Source organism: Pseudomonas sp. NFACC16-2, from assembly GCF_900119205.1.
GTDB classification, from domain to species: Bacteria; Pseudomonadota; Gammaproteobacteria; order Pseudomonadales; family Pseudomonadaceae; genus Aquipseudomonas; species Aquipseudomonas fluorescens_Q.
Genome location: NZ_FPIX01000002.1, coordinates 127,972 through 141,175, shown reverse-complemented (window position 1 = coordinate 141,175; position 13,204 = coordinate 127,972). Strand labels below are relative to the sequence as shown.

Below are 13,204 nucleotides of genomic sequence, written 5' to 3'. Positions count from 1 at the left end.
AATCCTCTAACTTTTAACCTTCACCGTTCGCGTTGTCGGCGTCTTTCGGCGCCATACGACCGCGAAAATCAATCAGGCTGTCAACGATGGCCAAGACCACGAGCAACGGACCAAGCAAGTGCATGAAAGGCAACAACGTCACGTATACCCCCACCAGCCAGAACGTGGCCAGTCGCTTCTGCGCCACCAGCCCGTGAATCAGGGCCAGGCCGGCGAAGACCAGCGGTACACTGCACAACGGCAACAGGATCAGTGCATGCAGCCCGAAAAACGGAGCAACACACATGACGGCCAGCAGTGACAGCGCCACGCTCTTGGGGAATCGGATGGCGCGAAACTCGCGACCGAAACCACCGGGGTTATACAACGACGCCTGCCAATAGCGCCCAAGAATCAGGCACAGCACGCTAAAGATCTGCAGCGAAGACGCTATCGAAATGATCATCAGCGGAGCGCTCAGGGCAGTGAGAAACGCCTTCTGGTCTGCCGAGAATGTCTCGTAGACCTCACCCATCGCCAGCGGCAGGACGTGTTCGAACGTCTGCGCCAGTGACTCGATGAAGGAACTGAATACAGTTCCCAGGCTCACCGCACACAACAACCCCACGGCCACGCTGCACAGCAGCACGCGGTTCCAGGTATGGCCGGCGCGCAAAACCAACGCCAGGCCACCAGCCCCGAGCAACACCAGGAGTGTTGTCGGGTCCTTCAGGAAGTACCAGCTCACCAACGCTGACAGCAACCCGACACCCAGGACGCTCAAGGCGTCCGAACCGCGCCGCAGGAGCACAAGGCACCCAGCGGCGGCACTCAACCAGAACAACAGCGGCAATGCCGCGGATCCGGCCACAACCAACGTGGCCTGCACACGTCCCCGCATGATGAAGTCAGCTAAGGCGCGCATGCATTCAATCCCTTACTACTCGTCGACTGCCCGGTCTCAGCGGCCGTGGCTGTCGGTGTAGGCCAGCAGGGCCAGGAAGCGGGCGCGCTTGATAGCGGTGGCCAGCTGACGCTGATAACGAGCTTTGGTACCGGTGATACGGCTTGGAACGATTTTGCCGGTCTCGGATACGTAGGCTTTCAGAGTGTTGAGATCTTTGTAATCGATCTCTTTCACGTCTTCAGCGGTGAAGCGGCAGAATTTACGACGACGGAAGAAACGTGCCATGTGATTGGCTCCTTAAAAGGTCCGTGGATTACTCGTCAGCGTTATCGCTGTTGTCGCTGTCGCTATCGCTGTCATCGCCATCGGCGCTGTCAGAGTGCTCAGGACGGTCGCGACGCTCACGGCGCTCACTGCGGTTTTCTTCAGCCTTGAGCATCTCGGATTGGCCGGTGACGGCTTCTTCGCGACGGATGACCAGGTTACGGATCACTGCATCGTTGTAGCGGAAGTTGTCTTCCAGCTCGGCCAGGGCCTTGCCAGTGCACTCAACGTTCAGCATCACGTAGTGAGCCTTGTGAACATTGTTGATTGCGTAGGCCAGTTGACGACGGCCCCAATCTTCCAGACGGTGGATTTTGCCGCCGTCTTCTTCGATCAGCTTGGTGTAACGCTCAACCATGCCGCCGACTTGCTCGCTTTGATCCGGGTGGACCAAAAAGATGATTTCGTAATGACGCATGAATGCTCCTTACGGGTTGTAGCCTGCCGCTCAAAAACGGTCAGACAAGGAGTGAATGACACTTATGGACTTGTGGACGCTAGACACATAAGTGCCTGCCATCACAGCAAGGGGCGCAATTGTAGAGAAGGGTCGAGGGAGGTGCAAGGCAATTGAACAGCTGCAAGCAGCGAGCGACAAGCGGCAAGCTATAAACGCTATCGCGCTCTACCTTGCCGCTTGAAGCTTATAGCTTGCGCGAAGAGGCCACTTTAACACTACGCTGGCGCAGCGCCTCGAACAGGCACACACCGGTCGCAACCGAAACGTTGAGGCTGCTGACGCTGCCCGCCATCGGCAGCTTGACCAGGTAGTCGCAGTGCTCGCGGGTCAGGCGGCGCATGCCCTTGCCCTCGGCGCCCATGATCAGGATCGTCGGGCCCGTCAGGTCCTGGTCATAAATGCTGACCTCGGCTTCACCCGCCGTGCCAACCACCCACAAGCCGCGCTGCTGGAGTTTTTCCAGGGTGCGCGCCAGGTTGGTCACCGCCACCAGCGGAATCACTTCCGCCGCGCCGCAGGCGACCTTGCGCACAGCCGGCGTCAAGGTTGCCGACTTGTCTTTAGGCACGATGACCGCCAACGCACCCGCCGCATCTGCCGAACGCAGGCAAGCGCCGAGGTTATGCGGGTCGGTCACGCCGTCCAGCACCAGCAGCAGGGGTGCGCCTTCGGTGCGATCGAGCAGTTCGTCGAGCATCGCCTCGCCCCAGACCTGGCTGGGGCTTACGTCCGCCACCACACCCTGGTGAACGCCTTCGACCCACACGTCCATTTCGCGACGCTCGGCCTGGCCAATGGCAACCTTGTTTTGGCTGGCCAGTTCGACCAGCGCTTGCACACGCGGCTCGCTGCGACCTTCCGCCAACCACACTTGCTTGACACGTTTAGGGTGGTGACGCAGCAGTGCTTCTACGGCGTGCACGCCGTAGATTTTTTCCAGACTCATGACTTGGCCTTAGGTTTGCGCGACCCGCCGCTTTTCGCAGGGGCCGAACCCGCTTTTGGCGGGCCTTTACGGTGTTTACTCGGTTTGCTCGACGGCTTTTCCGCCCCGTGGGACTTGCCCCCGGAAGCCGCTTTACCACCGCTTTTGGCTTCGTTGAGCAACTGCTGCTTCAACTCGCGGCTCTTGCGCAACTCGGCATTTTTCGCCGCAGCGTCGCTGGAGCGGTAGGCTTCGGGAGCCTTGTCCTTGACAGACGAACGGCGACCGGCCTTGGCTGGCTCAGGCTCTGCGGTTTTTGCAGGAGCACCTTTGCCTTTGGTCGCAGGCGCGGCGGTCTCGTTGCCACGTTTTTTACGGCCAGTCGGTGCTTCGGCGGGTTTGTCAGACATTCCGAAGTCGATCTTGCGCTCATCGAGGTCGACGCGCATGACCTGCACTTCCACGGTGTCACCCAGACGGAAGCTGCGACCGGTGCGCTCGCCCGCCAGGCGGTGGTGCACAGGATCGAAGTGATAGTAATCACCCGGCAAGGCGGTAACGTGCACCAAGCCCTCGACGTAGATGTCGGTCAGCTCGACAAACAAACCAAAGCCTGTCACTGCTGTGATCACGCCTGGGAACGACTCGCCCACGCGGTCTTTCATGAACTCGCACTTGAGCCAGTTCACCACGTCGCGGGTGGCTTCGTCGGCGCGCCGCTCGCTCATGGAGCACTGCTCGCCCAACTGTTCCAGGGCCGCTTCGTCGTACGGATAGATCCGGGCCTTGGGAATGGTCATGGCGCCGGCGCGCTTGACGTGCGGGGTGTTCTGCTTGGAATGGATCACGCTGCGGATCGCGCGGTGCGTGAGCAGGTCCGGGTAACGGCGAATCGGCGAGGTGAAGTGGGTGTACGCCTCGTAATTCAGACCAAAGTGGCCCTGGTTGTCGGCGCTGTACACCGCCTGGCTCAGGGAGCGCAGCATCACGGTCTGGATCACATGATAATCCGGACGATCCTTGATGCTGGCCAGCAGTGCCTGGTAGTCCTTCGGCGTCGGGCCGTCCTTGCCTTTGTGCAGGGACAGGCCGAGCTCGCCGAGGAAGGCCCGCAGTTTTTCCAGACGCTCCGGCGGCGGGCCGTCGTGCACGCGGTACAACGCAGGGATCTCGTGCTTCTTGAGGAATTCGGCGGTGGCCACGTTGGCGGCCAGCATGCACTCTTCGATCAGCTTGTGCGCATCGTTACGGGTCGTCGGGGTGATTGCCGCGATCTTGCGCTCGGAACCGAAGACAATCCGGGTTTCCTGGGTCTCGAAATCGATCGCGCCACGCACATGACGGGCACCCAGCAACACCTTGTACAGCGAGTAAAGCTGCTTGAGGTGCGGCACCACGCCAGCGTATTCGGCACGCAAGGCCTTGGCTTCACTGGTCTTGGGCGTTTCCAGGATGGTGCTGACCTTGTTGTAGGTCAGGCGCGCCTGGGAGTGGATCACCGCTTCGTAGAACTGGTAGTCGGTCATTTCGCCGGTCTTGGAGATGGTCATCTCGCACACCATGGCCAAACGGTCGACTTTCGGATTCAGCGAGCACAGCCCATTGGAAAGCTGCTCAGGCAGCATCGGGATCACGCGCTCAGGGAAATACACGGAGTTGCCGCGCACCTGGGCTTCGTTATCCAGGGCCGAACCGATCTTCACGTAGCTGGACACGTCGGCAATCGCGACGAACAACTTCCAGCCGCCGGAGAACAGGCGCAGCTTGCCAGGCCTGGCTTCGCAGTAGACCGCATCGTCGAAGTCGCGGGCGTCTTCACCATCGATGGTGACGAACGGCAGATGACGCAGGTCGATGCGTTTTTCTTTGTCTTTCTCTTCAACTTCCGGCTTGAGCTTGGCGGCTTCCTTGAGCACGGCCTCGGGCCAGACGTGAGGAATGTCGTAGGTGCGCAGCGCAACGTCGATCTCCATGCCCGGCGCCATGTAGTTGCCGACCACTTCAACGATATCGCCCTGCGGCTGGAAGCGCGCCGTTGGCCAGTGGGTGATTTTCACCTCGACGAACTGACCCACCTTGGCGGCGCCATTACGGCCCGGGGTAATCAGCACTTCCTGCTGGACCTTCGGGTTATCCGGCACGACAAAACCGATACCACCTTCTTCGAAGTAACGGCCAACGATGCTTTCATGGGCACGGGACACCACTTCGACGATCACGCCTTCACGGCGGCCACGACGGTCCAGGCCGGAAACGCGGGCCAGGGCACGGTCGCCGTCAAATACCAGGCGCATTTGCGCCGGGCTCATGAACAGGTCGTCACTGCCGTCGTCCGGGATCAGGAAACCGAAGCCGTCACGGTGACCGGCGATGCGGCCCAGGATCAGGTCGAGCTTGTCCACCGGCGCATAGGTGCCGCGCCGGGTGTAGATCAGTTGAGCGTCGCGCTCCATGGCGCGCAGACGGCGGCGCAGGGCTTCGAGTTGGTCCTCGGTGGTCAGACCGAACTCTTCGACCAACTGTTCGCGACTAGCAGGCGAACCCCGATCGGCGAGATGCGCCAGGATCAGTTCGCGGCTAGGAATAGGGTTTTCATATTTTTCCGCTTCACGAGCGGCCTCGGGATCGAGGGACTGCCAATCGGCCATTAGAGAGTTTTCACCTTGTCTATATGCGGGTTAGTTTGGCATAGGCTTAATGAAACGGGAAATTTCAAGCATCCGATCGCTTTTCTAAAGCCATTTGACCCGCCTTGGAAGCCTGGAAAAGCACCGCTCGTGAAATTTAGCGGTTTTTTTCTCAGGAGGGGTTTACAGTTAAAAAGACGCTCCGTATAGTGCGCGCCATCGACGACGTACACACGATGTCGATATTGCCCAGATGGTGAAATTGGTAGACACGCCAGCTTCAGGTGCTGGTGACCGCAAGGTCGTGGAAGTTCGAGTCTTCTTCTGGGCACCAATTTCGAGCAACAGGCCAGTGGCCTGGCAGCTCAACAAAAACCCGCGAAAGCGGGTTTTTGCATTTTTGCTTCCTGCAATTGCGTTTGGCAATTACTAAAACAAAAACAGGGGTTTACAGATCAAAATGCGCTCCGTATAGTGCGCCACATCAACAGCGGCAACGCTGAAGATGCTGCCCAGATGGTGAAATTGGTAGACACGCCAGCTTCAGGTGCTGGTGACCGCAAGGTCGTGGAAGTTCGAGTCTTCTTCTGGGCACCAATTCTTGCTTCAAGGTCAAGGCCTTGAACTTCACAGAAACCCGCGAAAGCGGGTTTTTGCGTTTCTGGGCCCTGGAAATATCTGAGTCGCTGAAATCGCTATCGCGAGCAAGCTCGCACAAGGATCGCAGTGAACAGAGATCCGCTGTGGGAGCAAGCCTGCTCGCGATGAGGCCAGCCCAGCCGCCAGATCAGGCCCGGAACTGCCCCAGGCTTGCCTTCAACTGCGCAGCCAGGCTGTCGAGCACCTTGCCGCTGGCGGTGGTCTCGACCACGGCCTGGGCCGCCTTCTCGGCCTGGGCGTGGATGGTTTCCACGCGCCCGCGCACCGCTTGCGCGCCCTGGGCCTGGTGAGCCGCGGCCTGAGTCGCCAGGCCGATAGCCGCATGCACCTGCTCGACGGACGCCTGCACCGACTGCTGCAATCGCGCACTGTCTCGTAGCACCACCAAGCCTTCGCTGGCCTGGCGCCCAGCCTGGCCGATAGCGGCCACCGCCTCGCGAGCCCCCTGCTGCAAGGCCACGATATGCGCCTGGATATCGCCCGTTGAACTTTGGGTCTTGCTCGCCAGGGCCCGCACCTCATCCGCCACCACGGCAAACCCGCGCCCGGTTTCCCCGGCCCGCGCCGCCTCGATGGCGGCATTCAAGGCCAACAAGTTAGTCTGCTCGGCGATGCCGTGGATCACCGTCAGCACCACTTCGATCTGTTCGCTCTGCTGCGCCAGCCGCTCAATCACTTTAGCGCCGGTGTCTACCTGCTCGGCCAACGCCTCGATCAAGCTGCCGACCTTGGCCGAAGTGCGGGTAGTTTCATCAGTGGCCTGGCGGATCTCCACAACCTGCTGCAAAGCCGCCTGCATCGCCTGGCTTTCCGATTGAGCCTCATCCGCCATTTGCGACAGTGCACGCAGGCTCTCGGCCACCTCATCACGCTGCATCCCGGCCGCCGCATCGGCACCGGAGTTACGCAAGGTCATCGCACCGATTTCCACACCGGTACGCTGGGCCACATCGCCCGCCTCGCGTACGATGGGTTGCAACTTATCCACAAAGCGATTGACCGCCGAGGCCATGTCGCCGATTTCGTCCTTGCTGTTGATTTGCACGCGCTTGGTCAGGTCACCCTCGCCTGCCGCCAAGTCGTTCATGGCCACGATCAGCAACTTCAAGCGATTGACCACCCGACGCCCCAGCACCACGGCCAGCAACACCAACACACCGAAGCCCACCAGTGCCAGGCCCAGGCCGATGCGCCAGCGCAAGGTGCCTGCAGCTTCCTGCACGGTGCTGGCAGTGTTGGTCTGCATCTGTGTGGCGGTGGCCTGGGCCGACTCCAGGCGACCGCGCATGGCGGTGGCACTGTCGGCCGCCGCCCCCTTGAGGCTGTCACCGACCAACTGGTCGCTGCTGGCGATCAAGGCCGAGAAGCGCTGGTCCAACGCCTTCAGGTCAGCTTCAACGGAAGCTGTGGAAACGCCCATCAATACTTTGCCGATCTCTACACCGTTGGGGCTGATCGAGGCTTCGAGGTAATACACCGAGGGGTCGCTCTTCGCCGCATCCAGCACTTTGTCCAACGCCCGCTCACCCTTGCCTTTTTCCAGCAGCGCCTTGTTGATCGGGTTTTCCCGGTTCAGGTAGCGGGTCAGGTGCTCACCACTGGCGTCGTCATAAATAACGAACAACACATTAGGGTTGCGCTGGGCCCGGCGGGCGAATTCGGAAAGGGTCGGTATGTCGCTGTCCCACATAGCGCGCGGCGCGACCGAGGCCAGGAGTTGCGCCATATCGTTGGCGGAATCCTTGAGCGTTTTCTCCAGCGTCGTCCGCAATTGCGCCTGTTCGTCCTTCAACCGCGGGGACAAACCGGCAGTGAGACGCTGACGGGTGCTGGCAGACAAACTGTCCAGGCTCGAGGTGACCTCGCGCCCGGCCTGCTCCAGTTCGCCAGACAATTTCTGACTGTCGCCCCCCAGCCGAGCGCCTAGATCGGCCTCCAGGGCGGTGACAGTGCTTCGTGTCAGCGCGACAGCCACCAGCACCTGCACCAAAAGGGCGATACCAAGCGTAACGAAGACGGGCCGCAACAGACGGCTTTGTAACAGTGAGAGAACGGCCGACACAGGGGAATCCCTCGACTAAACGCCATTAATTTGATGGCACTTCAAAGAAGTACTTATTGTTAAGGGTGCATAGCAAAGGTCGTGCCGTTCGGCCGGCAGATACGACAAAGGCCCCAAACGAGGGGCCTTTGTTTTTGACATCAACGACTTATCAGGCAAACGGGTGACGCAGAACGATGGTTTCGTTGCGGTCCGGCCCCGTCGAAATAATGTCGATCGGCGCACCGACCAACTCTTCGACACGCTTGATGTAGTTGCGGGCCGCCACTGGCAGCTCTTCCAGGGTCTTGGCGCCCACGGTCGATTCGGTCCAGCCTGGCATCTGCTCGTACACCGGCTCCAGGCCGATGTAGCTGTCGGCGTCGGTCGGTGCGTCGATGACGGCGCCGTCCTGGTTCTTGTAGCCCACGCAGATGTTGATGGTTTCCAAGCCGTCCAGCACGTCCAACTTGGTCAGGCACAGGCCCGAGATGCTGTTGACGTCGATGGCGCGACGCAGGATGACAGCATCGAACCAACCGCAACGACGGGCACGGCCAGTGGTAGCGCCGAATTCGTGGCCACGCTTGGCCAGGAAGGCGCCGACATCGTCGAACAGCTCAGTCGGGAACGGCCCCGAACCCACGCGCGTGGTGTAAGCCTTGGTGATACCCAGGATGTAGTCCAGGTACATCGGACCGAAACCCGAACCCGTGGCGATGCCGCCGGCGGTGGTGTTGGAGCTGGTGACGTACGGGTAGGTACCGTGGTCGATGTCCAGCAGCGAACCCTGGGCACCTTCGAACATGATGTCCTTGCCAGCGCGACGCAGCTCGTGCAGCTCGGCAGTGACGTCGAGCATCATCGGCTTGAGCAGCTCGGCGTACTCCATGCACTCGTCCAGGGTTTTCTGGAAGTCGATGGCCGGCTCTTTGTAGTAATTGACCAGGACAAAGTTGTGGTAGTCCAGCAACTCGCCCAGCTTGGCGGCGAAACGCTCACGGTGGAACAGGTCACCAATGCGCAGGCCTCGACGGGCCACTTTATCTTCGTAGGCCGGGCCGATGCCGCGACCGGTGGTGCCGATCTTCAGCTCGCCACGGGCCTTCTCACGGGCCTGGTCCAGCGCAACGTGATAGGACAGGATCAGCGGGCAGGAAGGGCTGATACGCAGACGCTCGCGCACCGGTACGCCTTTTTCTTCCAGCTTGACGATTTCCCGCAGCAAGGCGTCGGGAGCGACCACCACACCGTTGCCGATCAGGCACTGCACGCCTTCGCGCAGCACGCCCGACGGAATCAGGTGCAGAACGGTTTTTTCACCGTCGATCACCAAGGTGTGACCTGCGTTGTGGCCACCCTGGTAGCGCACTACGGCGGCAGCATGTTCGGTCAGCAGATCAACGATCTTGCCTTTGCCCTCATCACCCCACTGGGTGCCCAGGACTACGACATTCTTACCCATAACACTTGTCCTCATTCGCGCAAACTTGGTGCCGGCCGCAGCCGGCGGGAAAACTCAAGAAGCCAGCGGCAATACTTGCCAAAGCCCGTTCTGCTGAATCAATTGCCGGTCGCAGTCCGCTTCACGGGCGGCGGCCAAAGGCTGCCCAGGCAAAGCCTGGACGACACGCTGACCCTCACTGCGCAACTGGCAGACCGCTTGCCAGAGTGCCGCATCCGTACTGTCAGGCATCCAGATACCGCCAGACGGTAGCTCGACTTCAGCACGCCCCAGGGTCACCAGGGTTTTCAAATCGGTAGAGAAACCGGTCGCCGGACGAGCACGACCAAAGTCGGCACCGATGTCGTCATAACGGCCACCCTGGGCGATGGACTGGCCCACGCCCGGGACGAACACGGCAAAGACGACACCCGTGTGGTAGTGATAACCGCGCAACTCACCCAAGTCGAAATACAGCGGCAACTCGGGGAAACGCACCGACAGACGCTCGGCAATCGCCAGCAAGTCGTCCAGCGCCGCCAACACAGGCGCCGGCGCGTGAGCCAGGCGTTCCCGGGCAGCGGCCAATACTTCACGTCCGCCGCACAGGCCCACCAGCGCCCGCAGCATGTCCGACAGATCGGCCGGCAGGCCCTCGGTCAGGCTGATGACTTCGTCGATGGCCTTGCGTTGCAGGGCATCGAACAGTTGTTGCTCCACTTCGCCGGACAAACCGGCCGCCCGGGCCAGGCTGCGATAGATGCCAACATGCCCCAGGTCCATGTGGACATCCGGCACGTCAGCCAGTTGCAGCATGGCCAACATCAGGCTGATGACTTCCACGTCGCTGCTCGGGCTGGCGTCGCCATACAACTCGGCGCCCAGCTGGATCGGGCTGCGCGAAGACGACAAGGCACGCGGCTGGGCATGCAGCACACTGCCGGCGTAGCACAGGCGGCTCGGACCTTCACGGCGCAGGGTGTGGGCGTCGATGCGCGCCACTTGCGGCGTGATGTCGGCACGAAAGCCCATCTGCCGGCCCGACTGCGGGTCGATAACCTTGAAGGTGCGCAGGTCCAGGTCCTGGCCCGCACCGGTGAGCAGGGATTCCAGGTACTCGATATGCGGGGTAACGACGAACTCGTAACCCCAGCTCTGGAACAGATCCAACACCTGCCGACGCGCGACTTCGATTCGCGCAGCCTCCGGTGGCAGTACTTCTTCGATGCCATCTGGCAGCAGCCAGCGGTCTACCGTTGCCATTACGCCATTCCCCTATGGTCCGGGCGGCCAGCCCTCGGGCAAGCCTTGAGTGAAGCAGAAAATACTTGGCCCACGCGCAAAACACGCGCATGAGCGCCGTGACGAATGGCGTCATGCCGTTCACCTACGAGCGATTGAATCATTGTGGCGGGGGAGCTTGCTCCCGCTGGGCTGCGAAGCGGCCCCATTGCTGTGAGCGCTTCGCACTCAAGCGGGAGCAAGCTCCCTCGCCACGGTTTCTATCCAACGCCTTAAATGAGCAGCACCCCAGCCTCGCCCAGCACTTTCCTCGAAAAACCTGTCGAGTCGTTCAATCCGACGCCTGCAACCAAAAACACAATCAAACGTGCAGACGCAAAAAAGCCGGGAATTTCCCGGCTGCCGCATCATACACACGTTTTCCCAAAGGATCACCCCGCCCGACGCTTTAGCCGCCGGGCGGAGTGCCTCAGGTCAACGTCGCATCAAGGCTTGGCCTTTTCCAGATAACGGAAGAAGTCACTGCTTGGGTCCAGGACCATGACGTCGGATTTGTTCGCAAAACTTTCACGGTAAGCGCGCAGGCTACGGTAGAAGCCGTAGAACTCCTGATCCTGGCCATAGGCCTTGGAATAGATCGCAGCGGCCTGGGCATCACCATCACCCCGGACCTCTTCCGATTCCCGATAGGCTTCGGCCAGCAGCACGCGACGTTGGCGATCGGCGTCGGCACGGATGCCCTCGGCCAGCTCGTTACCCTTGGCGCGGTGCTCCCGGGCTTCACGCTCACGCTCGGTGCTCATGCGCTCGAACACGCTGCGGTTCACTTCCTTCGGCAGGTCGATGGCCTTGACCCGGACATCGACCACTTCGATACCCAGCTCTTTTTCCGCCATCGTGTTCAGCGAACGCGTGATATCGGCCATGAGCGCATCACGCTCACCGGACACGACTTCATGCAGCGTGCGCTTACCGAACTGGTCACGCAGACCCGATTCCAGACGGCGGGACAGACGCTCGTCGGCGATCTGCTTCAGGCCCGAGGTCGCGGTGTAGAAGCGCTCGGCATCCTTCACACGCCACTTGGCATAGGCATCCACCATCACGGCTTTCTTTTCCAGCGTCAGGAAGCGTTGCGTCGGCGCATCCAGCGTCATCAGGCGCCCGTCGAACTTGCGCACCTTGTTGACGTACGGCACCTTCACATGCAGCCCCGGCTGGACATCAGCCTGGACCACGCGACCGAATTGCAGCAACACCGCGCGCTCGGTCTGAGCCACGATGTAGAAGCAGTTCCAGGCAGCGATCGCCACGACGACACCGACAATAAGGGCGATCAGCGATTTATTGCTCATCAGCGACTCTCCCTGGTACGTGCTTGCTGTTGCTGCAGGTCCGCCGCCGCACGAGCGTTGGCTTCATTGCTGGCGGCCGCCGAACTGGTCGCCGGCGTGCTGGTGTTGCGCCCGCTCTCGACCATCTTGTCCAGCGGCAGGTACAGCAGATTGCTCTGGCCGTTCTTGTTGCCGGTCACGAGGACCTTGCTGGTGTTGCTGAAGACTTCCTGCATGGTGTCCAGATACAGACGCTCACGGGTGACTTCCGGAGCCTTGCGATACTCGGCCACCAGCTTGGTGAAGCGATCAGCCTCACCCTTGGCGCGGGAGATCACTTCGTCGCGGTAACCATTGGCATCCTCGATGATGCGCTGGGCCTGACCACGGGCTTCCGGCACAACGCCGTTGGCATAGGTTTCGGCCTGGTTGCGCGAACGCTGCTCGTCTTCACGGGCACGGATCACGTCGTCGAAGGCTTCCTGGACCTCACGCGGGGCTGCCGCGCTCTGGACGTTGACCTGGGTGACGGTGATACCGGTGCGATAGGTATCGAGGAACCGCTGCAGGCGCTCCTTGATTTCGCTGGCCATCAACTCACGCCCTTCGGTCAGCACCTGGTCCATGGCGGTGGAACCCACCACATGGCGCAAGGCACTTTCGGTCGCATGCTGCAGGCTGATTTCCGGCTGGTCGACGTTCAGTACGAAGTCCTGCAGGTTGGTGATCTTGTATTGCACGGTCAGCGGCACCTCGACGATGTTCTCGTCTTCGGTCAGCATCTGGCCCTGCTTGGTGTACGCACGCTCACGCGTGACGTTCTCCATATACTTCTGGTCGATCGGCGGGAAATAGATATTCAGGCCCGGTCCAACCGTCTCGTAGTACTTGCCGAAGCGCAGCACCACGGCCTGCTCCTGCTCGTCCACGACATAGACCGCGCTGTACAGCCAGACAGCCGCCAGCACGACGAGACCGATGCCGAGCAGGCCGAAACCGCCGCCCTTGCCCGGACGGCCACCGCCATCGTCACCGCGTTTTTTACCACCACCGAACAAACCGTTCAGGCTTTCCTGCAGCTTTCGGAAGGCCTCGTCGAGATCCGGCGGCCCCTTGCGGTCGCCGTTGTTACGACGCTTGCCACCCCAAGGATCCTGATTATTCGAGTTGCCACCCGGCTCATTCCAAGCCATAGCGCTCTCCATCTGATAAAGCAAAGACGCACCCACGGCGCGCCGACCAATGCTACAGAATGCCTGAC

10 protein-coding genes, 2 tRNA genes and 1 pseudogene are annotated in these 13,204 nt (G+C 60.9%); 2 read left to right on the top strand and 11 right to left on the bottom strand.

What is annotated here, in order from left to right; translation table 11 throughout:
- Positions 1-13 precede the first annotated feature (13 nt).
- The 5 genes from BT116_RS03725 to rnr all read right to left on the bottom strand — a co-directional run bounded on the left by BT116_RS03725 (position 14) and on the right by rnr (position 5,243).
- Positions 14-904 (bottom strand): YybS family protein, encoded by an 891-nt coding sequence (locus BT116_RS03725; protein WP_072340151.1) that lies wholly within the window; start codon positions 902-904, stop codon positions 14-16.
- 36 nt (positions 905-940) lie between these two features.
- Entirely contained in the window at positions 941-1,171 is a 231-nt protein-coding gene (gene rpsR, locus BT116_RS03720; RefSeq protein ID WP_002551829.1) for a 30S ribosomal protein S18, read from the bottom strand.
- A gap of 28 nt (positions 1,172-1,199) precedes the next feature.
- Positions 1,200-1,628: a 30S ribosomal protein S6 gene (gene rpsF, locus BT116_RS03715; protein WP_003186395.1), complete on the bottom strand. Its 429-nt coding sequence runs from the start codon at positions 1,626-1,628 to the stop codon at positions 1,200-1,202.
- 226 nt (positions 1,629-1,854) lie between these two features.
- On the bottom strand, positions 1,855-2,616 hold the full coding sequence (gene rlmB, locus BT116_RS03710) for a 23S rRNA (guanosine(2251)-2'-O)-methyltransferase RlmB (RefSeq protein WP_072340149.1): 762 nt from the start codon (positions 2,614-2,616) through the stop codon (positions 1,855-1,857).
- Positions 2,613-5,243, bottom strand: a complete 2,631-nt coding sequence (gene rnr, locus BT116_RS03705; protein WP_072340147.1) for a ribonuclease R — start codon at positions 5,241-5,243, stop codon at positions 2,613-2,615. Before rnr ends, rlmB begins: the two co-directional genes overlap by 4 nt.
- A 226-nt stretch (positions 5,244-5,469) precedes the next feature.
- On the opposite strand from rnr, the gene BT116_RS03700 reads away from it, so the two are divergent.
- Positions 5,470-5,556, top strand: a tRNA-Leu gene (locus BT116_RS03700).
- A 176-nt stretch (positions 5,557-5,732) separates the two neighbouring features.
- A tRNA-Leu gene (locus BT116_RS03695) sits at positions 5,733-5,819 on the top strand.
- A gap of 190 nt (positions 5,820-6,009) precedes the next feature.
- On the opposite strand, the gene BT116_RS31740 is transcribed toward BT116_RS03695, so the two are convergent.
- From BT116_RS31740 to hflK, 6 genes and pseudogenes are all read right to left on the bottom strand, one after another.
- Positions 6,010-6,759, bottom strand: a complete 750-nt coding sequence (locus tag BT116_RS31740; RefSeq protein ID WP_371914350.1) for a methyl-accepting chemotaxis protein — start codon at positions 6,757-6,759, stop codon at positions 6,010-6,012.
- A gap of 108 nt (positions 6,760-6,867) precedes the next feature.
- Positions 6,868-7,128, bottom strand: a pseudogene (locus BT116_RS31735) (HAMP domain-containing protein); the annotation flags it as partial.
- Positions 7,129-8,095: 967 nt separating this feature from the next.
- Positions 8,096-9,388, bottom strand: a complete 1,293-nt coding sequence (locus BT116_RS03685) for an adenylosuccinate synthase (RefSeq protein ID WP_072340143.1) — start codon at positions 9,386-9,388, stop codon at positions 8,096-8,098.
- Positions 9,389-9,442: 54 nt separating this feature from the next.
- Positions 9,443-10,630, bottom strand: coding sequence for an ATP phosphoribosyltransferase regulatory subunit (locus BT116_RS03680; protein WP_072340140.1), 1,188 nt, complete (start codon positions 10,628-10,630; stop codon positions 9,443-9,445).
- A 464-nt stretch (positions 10,631-11,094) separates the two neighbouring features.
- Positions 11,095-11,964, bottom strand: a complete 870-nt coding sequence (gene hflC, locus BT116_RS03675) for a protease modulator HflC (RefSeq protein ID WP_003197230.1) — start codon at positions 11,962-11,964, stop codon at positions 11,095-11,097.
- Positions 11,964-13,136, bottom strand: coding sequence for an FtsH protease activity modulator HflK (hflK, locus tag BT116_RS03670; RefSeq protein WP_072340138.1), 1,173 nt, complete (start codon positions 13,134-13,136; stop codon positions 11,964-11,966). Before hflK ends, hflC begins: the two co-directional genes overlap by 1 nt.
- Positions 13,137-13,204: the final 68 nt, after the last annotated feature.